This is a genomic window from Bradyrhizobium sp. WSM471 (assembly GCF_000244915.1).
GTDB lineage: Bacteria > Pseudomonadota > Alphaproteobacteria > Rhizobiales > Xanthobacteraceae > Bradyrhizobium.
This window is the reverse complement of the sequence record NZ_CM001442.1, coordinates 6033769-6050877: the sequence shown is the minus strand read 5'-3', so window position 1 is coordinate 6050877 and position 17109 is coordinate 6033769. Positions and strand designations below refer to the sequence as shown.

At 64.6% G+C, this 17109-nt stretch carries 14 protein-coding genes; 7 read left to right on the top strand and 7 right to left on the bottom strand.

From position 1 onward, the window contains the following. The first annotated feature begins 753 nt into the window (after positions 1-753). The 4 genes from BRA471DRAFT_RS27510 to BRA471DRAFT_RS39140 all read left to right on the top strand — a co-directional run bounded on the left by BRA471DRAFT_RS27510 (position 754) and on the right by BRA471DRAFT_RS39140 (position 7213). Complete coding sequence (locus BRA471DRAFT_RS27510; RefSeq protein ID WP_035975177.1) at positions 754-3084, top strand: mechanosensitive ion channel domain-containing protein; 2331 nt, start codon at positions 754-756, stop codon at positions 3082-3084. A 1452-nt stretch (positions 3085-4536) separates the two neighbouring features. Continuing rightward, the gene (locus BRA471DRAFT_RS27505; RefSeq protein WP_083843274.1) at positions 4537-6189 is read left to right on the top strand and encodes an NAD-dependent malic enzyme; all 1653 of its coding nucleotides are present in this window, start codon (positions 4537-4539) and stop codon (positions 6187-6189) included. 239 nt (positions 6190-6428) lie between these two features. Next, the gene (locus BRA471DRAFT_RS27500) at positions 6429-6944 is read left to right on the top strand and encodes a septal ring lytic transglycosylase RlpA family protein (RefSeq protein ID WP_007613286.1); all 516 of its coding nucleotides are present in this window, start codon (positions 6429-6431) and stop codon (positions 6942-6944) included. A gap of 113 nt (positions 6945-7057) precedes the next feature. Beyond that, on the top strand, positions 7058-7213 hold the full coding sequence (locus tag BRA471DRAFT_RS39140) for a hypothetical protein (RefSeq protein ID WP_198287841.1): 156 nt from the start codon (positions 7058-7060) through the stop codon (positions 7211-7213). A gap of 15 nt (positions 7214-7228) precedes the next feature. Here the strand turns inward: BRA471DRAFT_RS39140 and BRA471DRAFT_RS39135 are convergent, their stop codons facing one another. From BRA471DRAFT_RS39135 to BRA471DRAFT_RS27485, 3 genes are all read right to left on the bottom strand, one after another. After that, on the bottom strand, positions 7229-7534 hold the full coding sequence (locus BRA471DRAFT_RS39135) for a hypothetical protein (RefSeq protein WP_007601056.1): 306 nt from the start codon (positions 7532-7534) through the stop codon (positions 7229-7231). An 88-nt stretch (positions 7535-7622) separates the two neighbouring features. Next, entirely contained in the window at positions 7623-7895 is a 273-nt protein-coding gene (locus BRA471DRAFT_RS27490) for a hypothetical protein (RefSeq protein ID WP_007613284.1), read from the bottom strand. A 128-nt stretch (positions 7896-8023) separates the two neighbouring features. After that, a complete protein-coding gene (locus BRA471DRAFT_RS27485) occupies positions 8024-10714 on the bottom strand; it encodes an alpha/beta hydrolase fold domain-containing protein (RefSeq protein ID WP_007613282.1) in 2691 nt (896 codons plus the stop codon). A 229-nt stretch (positions 10715-10943) separates the two neighbouring features. On the opposite strand from BRA471DRAFT_RS27485, the gene BRA471DRAFT_RS27480 reads away from it, so the two are divergent. After that, positions 10944-11153, top strand: a complete 210-nt coding sequence (locus BRA471DRAFT_RS27480; RefSeq protein WP_050992716.1) for a hypothetical protein — start codon at positions 10944-10946, stop codon at positions 11151-11153. An 80-nt stretch (positions 11154-11233) separates the two neighbouring features. Continuing rightward, the gene (locus BRA471DRAFT_RS27475) at positions 11234-12694 is read left to right on the top strand and encodes a carboxylesterase/lipase family protein (protein WP_007613280.1); all 1461 of its coding nucleotides are present in this window, start codon (positions 11234-11236) and stop codon (positions 12692-12694) included. A gap of 17 nt (positions 12695-12711) precedes the next feature. Here BRA471DRAFT_RS27475 and BRA471DRAFT_RS27470 read toward each other — a convergent pair whose 3' ends face one another. Further along, the gene (locus tag BRA471DRAFT_RS27470) at positions 12712-12891 is read right to left on the bottom strand and encodes a hypothetical protein (protein ID WP_007601069.1); all 180 of its coding nucleotides are present in this window, start codon (positions 12889-12891) and stop codon (positions 12712-12714) included. A gap of 154 nt (positions 12892-13045) precedes the next feature. On the opposite strand from BRA471DRAFT_RS27470, the gene BRA471DRAFT_RS27465 reads away from it, so the two are divergent. After that, positions 13046-13843 (top strand): class III extradiol ring-cleavage dioxygenase, encoded by a 798-nt coding sequence (locus tag BRA471DRAFT_RS27465; RefSeq protein WP_007613279.1) that lies wholly within the window; start codon positions 13046-13048, stop codon positions 13841-13843. A 46-nt stretch (positions 13844-13889) separates the two neighbouring features. Here BRA471DRAFT_RS27465 and BRA471DRAFT_RS27460 read toward each other — a convergent pair whose 3' ends face one another. The 3 genes from BRA471DRAFT_RS27460 to glgC form a co-directional block, all read right to left on the bottom strand. Continuing rightward, positions 13890-14150, bottom strand: coding sequence for a SemiSWEET transporter (locus BRA471DRAFT_RS27460; protein WP_007613278.1), 261 nt, complete (start codon positions 14148-14150; stop codon positions 13890-13892). A 239-nt stretch (positions 14151-14389) separates the two neighbouring features. Beyond that, entirely contained in the window at positions 14390-15844 is a 1455-nt protein-coding gene (gene glgA, locus BRA471DRAFT_RS27455; RefSeq protein WP_007613275.1) for a glycogen synthase GlgA, read from the bottom strand. Continuing rightward, positions 15841-17103, bottom strand: a complete 1263-nt coding sequence (gene glgC / locus BRA471DRAFT_RS27450; protein ID WP_007613273.1) for a glucose-1-phosphate adenylyltransferase — start codon at positions 17101-17103, stop codon at positions 15841-15843. Before glgC ends, glgA begins: the two co-directional genes overlap by 4 nt. Between the last annotated feature and the right edge of the window lie 6 nt (positions 17104-17109).

Sequence of the window (17109 nt, the reverse complement as noted above, 5' to 3'; positions counted from 1 at the left end):
ATCCCATGGTCGCAAACAAGCGACGCGCAACGTCCACATCAAGAGCAAGGGGAGGTCTATGACACCACCTCCGCAGAACCAGCCGCGTTAAGTGCGATGGAGCTCGTTCGGACTATCGCATAGCGGCAGAAACGCGAACGGCACGCCGGGCCAAGGTCTAGTGGGCTGCATCAGTGTGGCATAGCCCCTACCTGCCCGGCGCTGTACTCTGCATCACATCGATTGCATCACAGCGATCACGTCGGATGGCCGTGACAAGGCCGCCGCGCTTTTGACATCCTGCTTCTCTCCTCCTCCTCATCGCGTCATTCCGGGCCGACTCCCGGAATGACGCAGGGCGATCGCATATCAGGGCGATCGCACATGACGTCTCAGCGGCGCCTGAGCGAGCGCCTCGTCCTTCAAGACGACCGCTTCGCGGCCTCCTCAGGATGAGGCTCAGCTGCATCCAGCTGCATTGAAATGCAGCCGCGTACTCATCCCTCATCCTGAGGGTCCGCCGCAAGCGGGCGTCTCGAAGGATGGCCGCAGTCGAGCTAGCAGCCGCGTGCGCGCATTCCGATCGCTGCACGTCCCGTCTTGCGACGTGGTTCCCGCTTCCTGCACCGCGGCAAATGCCAAGAGAATGTCGTCTCACTGGCCAACTTCCGACACAGCGCGCGGGCGAATAGCGTCGATCCGACATGATGCATGTGCTTCGGCGGTGACGGTCCCGACGTCGCCGTCGCATTCATTTTTCTCAGGGAATCCCTCGTGTCGCATAAGCTTGCCTCCGCGTTTCTCGCCGCGCTCCTGATCGCGATCTCATCTCTCTCCAGCGTCCGCGCTGCGCCGCCTGCGCCGGCGGCCAATAGCGCTGCCGCGTTGTCGCCCGATGAGGCCAAGCGCGCGCTGGAGACGCTGCAGGACGACAAGAAGCGCGCGCAGATGATCGATACGCTGCGCGCGATCGCCACTGCGTCCGGTCCACAGCAGCCCGCGGCCGAGCCAAAATCGCCGATCCCGCTCGCGGCCGACGGCCTCGGTGCGCAGCTCATGCTCACTGTGTCCGAGGAGATCGGCGAAATGTCGCGAGACGTCGCCGATATGGCCAGGACGCTCACGCACTTCCCGGCGTTCTACTACTGGATCGTGCGGACCGCGAACGATCCCGCGGCCTACAATCTCCTGATCGAGATTGGTTGGAAGCTCGCGCTGGTGTTCGGCTCTGCTTTCTGCGCCGAATGGGTGATGTTCCGTCTGATCCGGCGCCCCGTCGTGTTCCTGGAAGGGCGCATGCCGCAAACGGCGCGCCTGCCGGTGCAGGTGTTGCCGATTGCCGATCCGCCATCATCGGTCGCCGATGTCACCCCCGCGCCCGAACTGCACAGGCGCCGCCACAGCCTGGCGCGGGCCTGGCAAATCATGCTGCGGCTGCCCCTTGTGGTGGGAAGATTCCTGCTCGAGCTGCTTCCCGTGTTGGTCTTTGTCGGCGCCGCCACGGCGCTGCTCGGCACCGAGATCGGCGAGTCCACCACCGTCCGGCTCGTGATCCTCGCGGTCGTCAACGCCTATGCGTTCTCGCGCGGGCTCATCTGTGTGGTCCGTGTGCTGGCGGGACCGTTCGGCTTGTTTCCGGTCAAGGCCGAAACCGCCGCCTATATCGAGATCTGGGCGCGCCGCATTGTCGGTGTCGCCGTCTCCGGCATCGCCGTTGCCAACGTTGCGCTGCTGCTCGGCCTGCATCGCGCCGGCTATGCCGCGCTCTTGCGCATGGTGATGCTGGTCGTTCATCTCTTCGTCGTCGTCATCATCCTGCAATGCCGCCGCCAGGTCGCCGAAGCCATCCGCGCGCCCGCCGACCGGCAGGGGATCGCGGCGGCACTGCGCAACCGCATCGCGGGTGGCTGGCACTATCTCGCCATCGCGCTCGACCTCGCTCTGTGGGCCGTGTGGGCGCTGAACATCCGCAACGGATATTCATTGCTGCTGCAATATTTCGTCGGCACCATCGCGGTGGCGCTGATCACGCGTGTCGCCATCATGCTGACGCTGGGCCTAATCGACCGCGGCTTCCGCATCAGGCCGGAAATCCTCCAGCGCTTTCCGGGCCTCGAGATCCGCGCCAACCGCTATCTGCCGCTGCTGCGCAAGATCGTATCTGGCGTGATCGCGTTCATCGGCTTGGTGGCCGTGCTCGAAGTCTGGGGTGTCGACGCCATCGTCTGGTTCTATGGCGGCCAGATCGGCAGCCGGCTGATCTCCGCGGTGGTAACGATCGGCATTGCCGTTTTCAGCGCGGCGGCGATCTGGGAAGCCAGCAACGCGCTGCTGGACCGTCAGATCAATACGCTGTCGCGCGACGGCCACTACGCCCGCGCCGCGCGGCTGCGGACCTTTCAGCCGATGCTGCGGACGGCCTTGCTGTGCGTGATCGCCACCGTCGTCGGCCTCACGGCGCTCAGCGAGATCGGCGTCAACGTCGCGCCGCTGCTGGCGGGCGCCGGCATCGTCGGCATCGCCATCGGTTTCGGTTCGCAAAAACTGGTGCAAGACCTCATCACCGGCCTGTTCCTGCTGCTGGAGAACACCGTCCAGGTCGGCGACAGCGTCAGCGTGTCCGGGCTATCAGGCGTAGTCGAGAACGTCTCGATCCGCACGATCAGGCTCCGGGCCGGCGACGGTGCCGTGCACATCGTGCCGTTCAGCGCGGTCACGACCATCACCAATGCCAGCCGCGGCGCCGGCAATGCGTCCGTCAGCGTCAACGTCGCCTACAAGGAAGACACCGACCGCGCCGGCCAGATCCTCAAGGACATTGTCGACGAGATGCGCCGCGAGGTGGAATTCCGCAGTCTGATCCGCGGCGATCTCGAGCTCTGGGGCATCGACAAGGTCGACGGCGCCATGGTGTCGATCGTCGGCCAGATCCGCTGCACCGAGGCCGGCCGCTGGCCGGTGCAGCGCGAGTTCAACCGCCGCATGAAGCAGCGTTTCCAGCACAACGGCATCGAGGTCGCATCCGCCACCCAGACCATCCTGATGCACATCGCGCCGCCGGCGGACAGCGCGGCTCATCTGACGCCGCGTCGAGCGGCAGGTTAGGGCGTGTACCCATAAACGTCGGCTTACCAATCCAAAGCGGAAGTGTCCCACCTAACGTGTGATCGGCGGCTTGTGACCCGAAGCGGGCATTCCGCATGGCTCGAAGCATTCGCGCCATGCGGTCGATCTTTGGGACATCGCCGCCAGGAGGGACTCGATTAACGGTGGCCCGATTGCCTGGCGTCGGCGACCAGCCTTTCGCCGGGCAACTTGCCACCAGCCAGCAGGCTGGTACAAAGCCACCGAGACTCTCTGGACGTCGCGCCAAGGAAACCCTTGGTCTCTACGCACTGCGCGTAGGTGTTGTAGTTGAGTGTGTCTCGGCAGGTCGGCGAGAACATGCTACCGTCAACCCCTTCCTGGCCGGAAAGGCTACATCCGACCCATGGAGCGTTGCCGACCCTGTAACTTGTTTCGCAACCACCGTTGCAACTGCTAGCGGATCTCTCCAGCTTGGCAAGCCTGCCCAAGGCCGTATTCGGCCCGAACGCAGGATTTTGAGCAGCTGACAAGCCGGTCGCACGATGGCGGGTTGCCCGATGCGATGTCACGGTCGTTGGCCCTTCCCTCGGCACAAGAGTTGGTCTTGCCTTCGGCGCTTCGACCGTGACGGCGGGAAGTGACGAGTTTGGTGTGGGTTGCGACATTGCCGTGCTGCTGCACAGTAAGACGGTTGACAAGGTCACGACGACTGACGGCACGGCGAAGCCTGACGAGAATCTCATAAGGTACCTCCCCAAATCGAGGACGGAATAGCCGCCCCGACACCTAGGGGTTGTATCACAACATACCGATACCGGCAATGAGCCCATCCAAGGATGAGGCGCCATCGACATGATCGCTCACCGGGCCGCTCGCGCCGTTGCGATGTCGTCTATTGGCTCAACTCGGACCTGGAGTGAGGTGCGCCAACACGGCCGGTATTGGAGGCAGAGCGGACCTCACACGAAGTGCAGCGCGAGTTTATGAGTACATGTCCCAAGCGGTCCAGCATCATTTCCAGCTTGCCTGTGCCGGCCCGGCAGCGTTCACTCCGGCTCCAATTCGCTGCGATGGGCCCGCAGCTCATCGTCGGGATAACACGCCGAGGGGGATCGTCACGAAGCTGAACGCAGCCATCGTCGCGGCGTGGCCGACCCCAATCTCGAGCAGCGCTTTGCCGAACTGGGGCAGGAGATTTCCACCCGCGGCACTCACCGTTTGCGGATTTCCGCTTCCCGACAATCCCATTGCGGAGACAGCCCTCTCCCCAACCCCTCCCCCGCACGCGGGGGAGGGAGCTCACTGCCGATGCCGCGCGTTGCCTTTTGACGCGCGCAGGGCCACGTCTCTCGCGACAACCTCGCTGCGGTGCGAGATCACAATCGATGCGCAGATGGTTACGTCCTTGATATAAGGTGAGCACTGGCCGACAATGGCTGTCCTCGAATAAGAAACTCCCTGGGGGAATTTGTGAACAGACCTGCTCGGGTCAGCGCCCATTCGACATCGTCCTTACCCGTGCACGGCATGGCGCTGCTGCGCGATCCCCTGCTCAACAAGGGCACCGCCTTCACCGGGCAGGAGCGCGATGCGCTTGGCCTTCGCGGCCTGCTGCCGCCTTGCGTGCTGACGATGGAGACCCAGGTCGAGCGGGTGCTCGTCAACCTGCGCACGCTGCCGACCGATCTCGAAAAATATGTCGCGCTGAATGCCTTGCACGACCGCAACGAGGCGCTGTTCTTCCGCGTCGTGGTCGACAATATCGATGAGATCCAGCCGATCATCTACACGCCGACGGTCGGACTCGCCTGCCAGAAATACGGCCTGATCTTCCAGCGCCCGCGCGGCATGTTCATCTCCTCGCGCGATCGCGGCCAAATCGCCGAGGTCCTGAAGAACTGGCCCCATCCGGCCAAGCTGATCGTCGTCACCGATGGCGAGCGCATCCTGGGCCTCGGCGATCTCGGCGCCAACGGCATGGGCATTCCGGTCGGTAAACTCTCGCTCTATTCGGCCTGCGCCGGCGTGCATCCCGAAACGTGCCTGCCGATCGTGCTCGACGTCGGCACCAATAACGAAGAGCTCCTGAAAGATCCGTATTATCTCGGCTTGCGCGAGCGGCGGCTCACGGGCGAGGCCTATGACAGCTTCGTCGACGAGTTCATGGTCGCCGCGCGAAAGACCTTTCCGGGTGTGCTGATCCAGTTCGAGGATTTCGCCAACCACTCGGCGTTCAAGCTGCTGCACAAATATCGCGACGAGGCCTGCGTCTTCAACGACGACATCCAGGGCACGGCTGCGGTGGCGCTCGCCGGCCTGTTCTCGGCGCTGCGCGTCAACGGCGGCAAGCTGAGGGATCAGCGCATCCTGTTCCTCGGCGCGGGCGAGGCCGCGACCGGCATCGCCGATCTCGTGACGTCCGCGATGATGGCGGAAGGTGCCTCTGAAGCCGAGGCGCTCCGCCGCAACTGGCTGGTGGATTCCCGCGGCCTCGTTGTCGGCGGCCGTGAAGGCCTGTCCGGCCACAAGCTGCGTTATGCCCATGCCGACCAGGCGCCGATCGCCGACTTCCTTACCGCGATCAGGACGCTGAAGCCCACGGCGATCATCGGTGTTGCCGCGGTCGGCGGTGCGTTCACGCCTGAGGTGCTCAAGACGATGGCCGAGCTCAACGAACAGCCGATCGTGTTCGCGCTCTCCAACCCGACTTCGAAGGCCGAATGTTCTGCGGAAGACGCTTATCGCTACACCGAGGGCCGCGCGCTGTTTGCCTGCGGCAGTCCGTATGATCCGGTCAAGCTCAACGGCCGCACCTTCGTGCCGCGCCAGGGCAACAACTCCTACATCTTCCCGGGCGTCGGTCTCGGCGTCATCGCCAGCCGCTCGCGGTTGGTGACGGACGAGATGTTCATGGCCGCCGCCCATACGCTCGCCAATTGCGTCGGCAAGGACGATCTCGCGCAAGGCAGCCTCTACCCGGCGCTGCCGCGCATCCGCGAGGTTTCGGTGCGTATCGCTGCCGCCGTCGCCGATGTCGCTTTTCAGCGCGGGCTTGCGGACGGACCCGCGCCCAACGACGTGAAGGCACTGGTTCAGTCGCAGATGTACGAGCCGCAGTACTAGCGCTTACATTCAAGCCGGACTCGCGGAGGCGGCTCCTCACCACTCCCTCTCCCCGCAAAAACGGGGGAGAGGGAGTGAGAGAGGTGCTCGCGAAAGAATCTGTCTCGATTCAGGACAAGCCAGTGTGGTGGAATCGCCACAGCTAAAGCGAAACGGCTGCGGCCGCAGGCGCGCTTTCGTTCCGACAAGGTTCTGCCCTCATTGCCCGCCGAAACTCGGGGCCATTCGGAGGGCGCATCATGTCTTGCTTTGCACGTGCCGAAACTGCCCGGATCTCGCCGGCAAGCCTGTGCCGGATCCTGCTCGCCATCATCGGTGCGGCGTCGCTTGCGGCGTGTGCGCAGTCGCCGGTCGGCCGCCAGAAGGCCGATCTAGGCACCCACCGCCAAGCCGCTGTCGAACGACCGCACAGGGTGGCGGCGCTGCATCCGCGTCCGATCAGCCGGGCGCGCGTGCCTGACGGTGATGCAAAACAGAGCGTCTCGCACGGCGTCGCCAGCTTCTATTCGGACACGGAGACGGCGAGCGGCGAGAGGTTCGACAAGAACGAATTGACCGCGGCCCATCCCAGCCTGCCGTTCGGCACCAAGCTGCGCGTCACCGACGTCTCATCCGGCCGCTTCGTGACCGTCAGGATCAACGATCGCGGTCCGTATGTTCGCGGACGCGTGGTCGACATCTCTCCCTCCGCGGCCGAGGCGCTCGGCATGGTCGACAAGGGTGTCACCAATGTCCGGCTCGACGTGGTGCGATAATTTCCAGCTGCATCGATCCGAAACGCTGTGCTTAACCGGCTGTTAGCCGCCTCCAGCGCACGATGGATACCCGAGCAATTCGGGACTCCAAATCGCACTCTGGGGGGCGACGTTTGAACACGATCCAGTATCTCGAAGATCAGGCCGCACGCGCCGAGCGGCTGGCCAAGCGGATCACGGATGCGTTGACGATCGAAAAGCTCCTGACCTTCGCAGGCGAACGCCGCCGCGAGATCGAGGTCATCGCCGGCAAGTACCGGCGCGCCTGATTCCTCCATGCACGCTCAGCTATGGCTCTCGACGAAGTCGCTGAGATAGTCGGGCAGCGTCACGCCATCGATGTCGCAGCGCGCCCGAATCTCTCCGGCGACGTCGGTCGAGATGTCCTTCATCCAGTGCTCGAGCGTGTTGAACGAGATGACCTTGACGGGGTCATTGAAGCAGCCGGCGACGAGCTCGCCAATCGTGGCATCGAGATCGCTTCGCTCGACACGGATTTCGGTCGCCTTGTCGAGGCGATCGATCACCACGAACAGGGTCTGGTCTGCGCCATAGGGCACGACCGGGGCTGGCACGCCGGCTTCAAGCATCTGAGGCACTCACGCCTTCGCTTCCGATCACCATCAACGGGAAAAGCCGGAAGAAGGTTCCTGCGCTCAGACGGTGCTTCTGCGGGGATCAGAGGAATTCTCTCAGCCGCGCCAGCTCCGTGATATGCTCGGGCGAGAGATTGTCGGTGACCAGCGGCGGTTGTGCGATCGTGCGGATCTCATAGAGATGCCTGGTCGCCGCCGGCTTCGCCATGAACGCCGAGATGCATTCGTCGAGCGTGCCCTCGATCACCTGGTAGGACGCTCGGTCCGACCGTCGCTGGTTCGCAAGCGATGGCCATTTATGCAGCACCGCAAGGACACCAAAATCGACCTTTGAATCCCCAACAACGTCCCCCATCGTCCTGCCTCACGCAAAGAGAACCCCGGCACACGATCGCGCGTACCGGGGCCCACACCCATTACTGCATCTCAATGCCACAGCACCAAACGCGATGACCGGGAAATAGTTCCCGCCAATTATTCCTGTCAGCTCGCTGCCGCCGCGATCCTATGTCCGGGATTGGTGCGGCCGTGGCTGGTCTCGTCGCCGTGACCAACTTCGGGCGGAAGCCCGGCAAAGCGTCGCAAGGCCTCGGCCATCTGCACCCGGCCCGGCGCGCCCGTGATGATCACGTCCACCATCGTGAAGGACGAATGGAAATGGCCGCGCGCCTTGAGTTGCTCGACCGGGACGCCGGCGGCTGCCATGGCCTCGGCATAGGCGATGCCTTCGTCGCGCAGCGGATCGAATTCGCAGGTGACGACGAAGGCCGGCGGCAGGCCTGCGACCTTGCCGCGGAGCGGCGAGACGCGCGGATCGGTGCGGTCGGCCGGCGAGCAATAGAGGTCCCAGAACCAGTACATCAGCGACCGGGTCAGGAAATAGCCGGTCGCATTGTCGTTGTAGGAGGGGCGCTCGAAGGTGCAGTCCGTGACCGGGCAGATCAGGAGCTGGCCCGCGATCTCAGGGCCGCCGCGATCGCGCGCAAGCTGACAGGTGACGGCGGCGATGTTGCCGCCGGCGCTCCAGCCCGCGACCAGCACCGGGCCCGGCTTGCCGCCGAGCTCGGCGGCGTGCTCGGCGATCCAGCGCGTCGCCGCATAGCCGTCTTCGGCCGCGGCCGGGAAACGATGCTCGGGCGCATGACGATAGCCGACGCTGACGAGCATCATGCCGGTCCGCCGCACCATGTCGCGGCAGAACGGCTCGTCCGATTGCTCGTCGCCGAGCACCCAGCCGCCGCCGTGGAAATAAACTACGACCGGATGCGGACCTGATGTTGCCGGCTTGTAGACCCGATAAGGCAGGGGACCGTCGGCGCCGGGCAGGGTGCCGTCGACGATCTCGCCGATCGGCCGTCCGGCGGGACGGCCCTTGTTGAACTCATTGACGAAGGCGCAGGCGCCTTGCGCGCCCATCGACTCGATCGGCGGCAGGTTGAGGGACGCCAGCAGGTTCAGCACCAGCCGCACATCCGGCTGCAGCCGCACCACCTCGCCGTCATTGCATTGCGCGGCGACATCGGGGCCGGTCAGCTTGAAGCCGAGCATGCCGCGGCTGACCACCTCGTCGCAGATGCTGCGATAGGGACCGACGCCGCCGGTATAAGGCATCAGGCCCTGCACCTTGCCGGGCACGTTGGCGCCCGTGTACCAGGTGTTGGCGAGCCGGTGCAGCGTCACCATCGAGCAGTCGGCCATGTGCCTGTTCCAGCCGGCCTGCGCCATCTCGGTCGGCTCGATCGTGGTGAAGCCGGCGTCGCGCAATGCTTTGAGCCGGTCGACGACCCAGTCGACATGCTGCTCGATCGACACCGCCATGTTCGACAGCACCGAGGGGCTGCCGGGCCCGGTGATCATGAAGAAGTTCGGAAAACCCTCGACCGTGAGCCCGAGATAGGTCTGCGGCCCCTGCGCCCAGACGTCGGTGAGCGACTTGCCGCCACGTCCGGTGATCGGATGCACGGCGCGGATTGCGCCGGTCATAGCGTCGAAGCCGGTCGCGAACACGATGACGTCGACGTCGACGCTGCGCTTGGCCGTCGTGATCCCACTTGCGGTGATCGCCTTGATCGGCTCCTGGCGCAGATTGACCAGCGTGACGTTCGGCCGGTTGTAGGTCGCGTAATAGTTGGTATCGAGGCAGGGGCGTTTGGCGCCGAACGGATGATCGTCCGGCATCAGCGCCGCGGCGGTCTCGGGGTCTTTGACGGCGGCGCGGATCTTCTCGCGGATCAGGTCCTGGACGATCTTGTTGCCGTCGATGTCGACCGCCTGGTCCGCCCAGAGCTGGGTCAGGATGTGGACGAGGTCGCCGGCCGCCCAGGCGCGTTCGAACCGCTCACGACGCTCGGCATCGCTCAATTGCCAGCTCACGACCGTCTGCTGCGGATAGGGCACGCCGGCCATCGACTGGCGCGCCTGCTCGCGATAGGCCGCACGATCGCCTTGCAGCAGGCTCATGCGATCGGAAGGCGCAGGACCGTTGTGCGCCGGCAGCGCGAAATTCGGCGTGCGCTGGAACACGGTCAGGTGTGCGGCCTGCTCGGCGATCAGCGGGATCGACTGAATGGCCGACGATCCCGTGCCGATCACCGCGACGCGTTTTCCGGCGAGATTCACGCCGTCATGCGGCCAGCGTCCGGTGAAATAGACCTCGCCCTTGAAATCCTTGACGCCGTCGATTTCCGGCGGCTTCGGCGCCGAGAGGCAGCCGGTGGCCATGATGTAATGGCGGCAGGAGACCAGCGCGCCGTTGTCGGTGGTGAGCTGCCAGCGTTCGGTCGCTTCGTCCCATTTCGCTTCCGTGACCTTGGTCTTGAAGCGGATGTCACGCCTGAGATCGTAGCGGTCGGCGACGAAGCCGAGATAGCGCAGGATCTCCGGCTGGGTCGCGTATTTCTCCGACCAGGTCCAGGCGGTCTCGAGGTCCGGATCGAAGGTGTAGCTGTAATCGATGGTCTGGATATCGCAGCGCGCGCCGGGATATCGGTTCCAGTACCAGGTGCCGCCGACGTCACCGGCTTCTTCGAGGCCGACCGCCGTGAGGCCAGCCTTGCGCAGCCGATGGAGAAGATAGAGGCCGGCAAATCCGGCACCGACCACGGCAACATCGACCTGCTGGCTGGTTCCGCGCCCCGCGTCAGAGGCACGTGCAGCAACCATTGCGTCAGGCATGGCATTTCCTCCCGTGTGTTTTGTTTTGCCGGCAGGCTATCGCTGCAGGTTCGGCTTGTCATCACGGCACGTGCAATCTTCGGTCACCATTTGCGGCGTCATCATGGCCGCGTGAATGTTGCGGCAGCACACGCATCGCGATGCACAATGGCCGTGATTTCCCGGGCTAATCTTGTACGGTCCGTCTGTGTATGCTTGCGGCTACAAGCCACGCGTGCCGACGGGCGTCATGACAGAGTTGAGTGAGCGGACCAAAGCGAACATGGACGTCGTCCTGGAGGAGACGTGCCGCCAACTGCCGCACGGCGGCGATCACGACAGCCGCAGGTTCATCGCCCAGCGGCTGATCGAGGCGGCGCAGTCCGGTCACACCACGCTCGGTGAACTCGGCATCATCGCACGGCACGCACTGGCGGAGCTTGTCGCCAAGGGGAGCTAGGCGCGACCGCGGCGCTTGCCTCGCAGCGGGCCACGGACATAACCTGCCCAAATCCTTCCGCGCATCGAGATGCTCCGAAGATGCGGTCCGTGTTCGCGCTTTTTGCGACGTCTCTCATCCTCTGTTGCGCCGGCTCGGCCATGGCCCAGCCGGTCGGCCAATTTCCATTTGCGCTGACGCGTGAAGGGCAGATGCTTGGCGCCGTCGAAGGCGAGGTGGCCTCGTTCAAGGGGCTGGCCTATGCGGCCGCGCCGATCGGTCCGCTGCGCTGGCGTCCGCCGCAGGCTGCGCCCGAGAGTGCGGAGATGCGCACCGCCTATGCCTATGGCGCGCCGTGTCTTCAGCCCTCGCTGCCGGGATCGAGTGAGGATTGCCTTACGCTGAACGTGTTCCGTCCGTTCGGGGTCGACGGGCCGTTGCCGGTGATGCTGTTCATCCACGACGGCGCTTTCGTCAGCGGCACCGCGAACGATCCGCTGTTCGACGGTGCCAGGCTCGCGCAAGCCGGCGTCATCGTGGTGACCGTGAATTTTCGCCTCGGCGCGTTCGGCTGGCTCAGCGATCCCGCGCTGTCGGAAGGCGGCTCCGGCAATTACGGCCTGATGGACCAGATCGCGGCGCTGCATTGGGTGCGCGACAACATCGCAGCCTTCGGCGGTGATCCGAACAATGTCACCTTGTTTGGCAGTGGCGCAGGCGCGACCTCGATCGCGCTGCTGATGCTGTCTGCGCAAGCGCGCGACCTGTTTCAGAAAGCCATTCTGCAATCGCTCCCCGGCCGTGCGCGCCTGCGTTCGGCACAAGAGGCCGAGAGTGTGGGCCGGCAATTCGTGGCGGCGCTGGGGCGACAGGTCGATTTACGCGCCGCCGAGTCGCGACGCCTGCTTGCCGTCGAAAAACATCTCCTGGAAAAATCGCCGCGGAGCTTCGCGCCGACGATCGATGGGAGTCTGGTGAGCGAGGAGGTCGCCGCGGGCTTCGCGGCCGGACATGAGAGCCGCATTCCCCTGATCATCGGCTCGAACGACGACGAGACGGGCTTCGATAGCGAGCTGGATATGCGGGAAGAGCTGGCATCGTGGGGCATCACGAGCGATGAACTGCGCACGCTCTATCCCGACCTCGCCAGACCTTCCGGCCGCGCGGCAAGGTTCTACACCGACAAGGTCTTCTCGGAGCCGGTGAGGCTGCTGGCCCGCCTGCATGCCGCCCGCGGTGCGCCGACCTTCCGCTATCGCTTCGCCTATGTGCCGGAGGCACGGCGCGCAAACCCCGAGGGCGGTCACGGGCGGGAATTGCAGTTCATCTTCGGCGTGGAAGGCATGCCCGGTGCGGGCATCTTGTCACGAGCCGATCGCGATGTCGCAAATCGCATGCGCGCCTACTGGATCAATTTCGCCAAGAGTGGCGATCCCAACGGTGCGGACCTGCCGCATTGGGATTCGGCCGCAGGCAACGATCGCCTGCTGCTGATCACGAACGAGCGCATCGCGAGCGGAGACGACCCCTGGTCGGAGCGCCTGGACCGGTTCGGGCGTTAGGGCAGGATGAGTTGGACTTAAGCCGCAAGCTCGACGCGCGGCGCCGGGCTCAGCCGGTCTTCCTCCAGATAATCCATCGCGCCGTCTTTCTCGACGGCGTAGAACTGCTGGCCTTCCTTCGACTTGTAGGCGGCGCGAACGACGCCGCGGCGGCCCTTGTCACTGTTGACGACGTCCCCCAACGCAAACTTCTTCATTTCACGTCCCTGGCTGCTGGCCGACTCCTTCGGCTACGCCCGGGATTCTGGGCGGAAAATCGTTAACGTCTTGCTAACCATACCGGTTTGCCTATGCTCGCGACCGATCGCGCGGGCAGCACGCGCATGTTGCCAATGAAACGAGCCTTCACCCATGGTGCGATTTCCGACCTTCTTCCTGTCGCATGGCGGCGGTCCCTGGCCGTTCATGGAGGACAGGCGAGTGCAATATGCGAAGACCGCCGAGGCGTTCGGCCGGCTGCCGCAGCTCTTGCCGGAGAAGCCCAAGGCCGTGCTCGTCATATCAGGACATTGGGAAGCTGACGCCTTCACCGTGTCCACCTCGGCGCATCCGCCGATGGTGTACGACTATCACGGTTTCCCCGAGCACACCTATCACCTCAAATATCCTGCGCCGGGGCGGCCCGAGCTCGCCGCGGAGGTGAAGGCGCTGCTCACGCGCGCGGGCGTCGATTGCCGGGAGGATCCCAACCAGGGTTTCGATCACGGCACTTTCGTGCCGCTCGGGCTGATGTATCCGAACGCCGACATGCCGATCGTGCTGCTATCGCTGAGATCGAGCTATGACGCGGCCGAACACATCAAGGTGGGGCAGGCGATTGCCTCGCTGCGGGACGAAGGCATTCTGATCGTCGGCAGCGGGCTCACCTATCACAACATGCGCGGGTTCGGCCGCGCTGAATCGAAGCCGGTCTCGTATGATTTCGAGGCTTATCTGAACGAGGCGATCAGCCACAAGGACGCGGCGCGCCGCAACGCGATGCTGGTGGACTGGGAGAACGCCCCGAGTGCGCGCCTGGCCCATCCGCGCGAAGATCATCTGCTGCCGCTGATGGTGGCCGCCGGCGCCGCCGGCAGCGACGCGGGCAAGCGCGTCTTCGTCGACGAGGTCGCAAATGTCGCGATGGCGTCGTATGTGTTCGGGGGGTAATCTTCACCCTCTCTCCCGCACGCGAGGAGAGGTGAAGAAGAGTGGCTCACCCGAATTTCAGCTTCATGAACAGGATGCCGCCGGCGAGCACCATGGTGATGACGTTGGCGGCGATGAGGGGCGCATCGCCCGACAGCAGGCCATAGACGAGCCAGAGCGCCAGCCCAAGCACCATGACCAGGAACATGCCGAGCGAAATATCGCCGGTGGAGCGGGTTTTCCACACTTTGATGGCTTGCGGCGCGTAGGCCACGGTGGTGCAGGTCGCGGCGGCAAAGCCGATCAGTTTGATCACGAAGGGGTCCATGGCGGCTCTATAGCATTGATTCGACGATGGCGACGGGTCTGGGGCGGCGATCCAGGCGACAGTCTGTGCGCGCGCCTCGTCCTTCGAGACGGCGCTTACGCGCCTCCTCAGGATGAGGCTAAGCAGCACCGCGGCTGTCGAAATCGCTTCCGTGTACTCCGCCCTCATCCTGAGGAGCCCGCGGAGCGGGCGTCTCGAAGGATGGACCGCAGGAACGCTATTCCACGCGACAGCTCCCCTCAGGCGCGCGCGGTGATGAGGCCGCGATAGAGTGCGGCATAGTCACCGGCGCGGTTGCGCCAGGACACGTCGGTCGCAAGGCCGCTCAGTTGCAGCCGGCGCCAGGTCAGCTTGTCGTGAAAGGCGATGTTGGCCTTGCGCAGCGTGCCGGCGAGAGCATCCGCTGTCACCGGTCCGAACTTGAATCCGGTGGCATCGTGGCCGGACACATCGGCCTCGCCGATATCGACGATGGTATCCTCGAGGCCGCCGACCCGCGAGACGATAGGCACGGCGCCGTAGCGCAGCGCGCAGAGCTGGGTCAGGCCGCACGGCTCGAACCGCGAGGGCACGATGAGCGCGTCCGAGCCGGCCTGGATCAGATGCGCCATGATCTCGTCATAGCCGATCACGACCCCGATCCGGCCAGGGTTCGCGCGCGCAATGGCCTGATAGCGATCCTGCAGATCGCGGTCGCCGCTGCCGAGCAGCGCGAGCTGCATGCCTTCGCGCAAAATGGTCGGGATGGCCTCGAGCAGGAGATCGAGCCCCTTCTGCCAGGACAGGCGACTAATAACGCCGAGCAATGGCGCTTCATCCGACGAATCAAGATTGAACTGTTGCTGAAGCACCGCCTTGTTGGCGGCCCGGAATGTGAGGTCCTCCGCGCCGAAGCGGTAGGCGATGTGCGGATCGGTTTGCGGATTCCAAACGGATACATCGATGCCGTTGAGGATTCCGCTCAGCACGTTGGCGCGGGCGCGAAGCAAGCCGCCGAACCCCATGCCGCCCTCGTCGCTCTGGATCTCCTGCGCGTAGGTCGGCGAGACCGTCGTGATGCGATCGGCGAATTGCAGGCCGGCCTTCAAAAAACTGATGCCGCCGAAATATTCGAGGTCGTTGACGCCATAGGCGCGCCAGGGCAGGCCAATCGAACCGATCAGCTCGGGCGCGAACTTGCCCTGATAGGCCATGTTGTGGATGGTCATCACGGTGGCCGGCCGCGGGCGGTTGTCGTAATGCAGATAGGCCGGCGCCAGCCCGGCCTGCCAATCGTGGGCATGCACCACGTCGGGCACGAAGGCGGGAACGAGGCCGTGGCCGATATCGGCCGCGATGCGCGACAGCGCGGCAAACCGCACGCCATTGTCCGCCCAGTCGACGCCTTCGGGCGTCACGTAGGGGTTGCCGGGACGTGCGTAGAGATGCGGCACGTCGAGCACGAACAGATCGAGGCCGTCATGCGAGCCGGCGAGCAGACGTCCGGGTCCGCCGAAATAATCCGGCCAGCGCCGGATTTCGTCGGCTCCCCCCAGCACCCGGATCACGTCGGGATAGCCCGGCATCAAGGTGCGCATCTCGACGCCATGCGCCTTCAGCGCGATCGGCAGCGCGCCCGCGACATCGGCGAGACCGCCGGTCTTGACGATGGGATAGACTTCAGAGGCGACCGCGAGGACGCGAACAGGCGTCATGTATTGAGCCTGTCGAGCATCGGCTGGGTGATGAGCGAAATGCCCTGCTCGGTGGTGCGGAAGCGTCTTGCGTCCAACTCGGGATCCTCGCCGACGACGAGCCCTTCCGGGATCTCGACGCCGCGATCGATCACGACGTTCTTCAGGCGCGCGCCGCGGCCGACATTGACGTAGGGCATGATCACGGCGTTCTCGACATTGGCGTAGGAATTGACGCGCACGCCGGTGAACAGCAGTGAGCGCCGCAGCGAGGCGCCGGAAATGATGCAGCCGCCCGAGACCAGCGAGCTCACGGCCTGACCGCGCCGGCTCTCCTCGTCGTGGACGAATTTTGCCGGTGGCGTGATTTCCGAATAGGACCAGATCGGCCAGGCGCTGTCGAACAAATCGAGCTCGGGCACGACGTCGGTGAGGTCGATATTGGCGGCCCAATAGGCGTCGACAGTGCCGACATCGCGCCAATAGGCGCGGGGGTCGCTGCCGGAGCGGACGCAGGAGGTCGAGTACTGGTGCGCCATGGCGCGGCCGTTCTTGACGAGGTAGGGGATGATGTCCTTGCCGAAATCGTGGTTGGAATTCGGATCCTCGGCGTCGCGCTTGAGCTCCTCGAACAGGAATTTCGCGTCGAACACGTAGATGCCCATGCTGGCCAGCGAGACGTCCGGCTTGCCCGGCATCGGCGGCGGATCTTTCGGCTTTTCCAGGAACTCCTTGATCCAGCCGTTCTCGTCGATATGCATAATGCCGAAGCCGGAAGATTCCTGGCGCGGCATCTCCAGGCAGCCGACGGTGACGTCGGCGCCGCTGTCGACATGCTGGCGCAGCATCACCTCGTAATCCATTTTATAGATATGGTCGCCGGCGAGAACCACGATGAAGCGGCAGGCGTGGGATTCGATGATGTCGATGTTCTGGTAGACCGCATCGGCCGTGCCGACGTACCACATGTTTTCGGAGACGCGCTGGCTCGCCGGGAGGATGTCGAAGCTCTCGTTGCGCTCGGGACGGAAGAAGTTCCAGCCCATCTGAAGGTGCCGGATCAGGCTGTGCGCCTTGTACTGGGTGGCGACGGCGATGCGGCGGATGCCCGAGTTCACCGCGTTCGACAGCGCGAAATCGATGATGCGGGATTTTCCGCCGAAATACACCGCGGGCTTGGCGCGCCGGTCGGTCAACTCCAGCAGCCGGCTGCCGCGTCCGCCGGCCAGGACGAACGCCAGCGCCTGACGGGCAAGCGGCTCGGGTCTCGCGGCACTCATGTCATT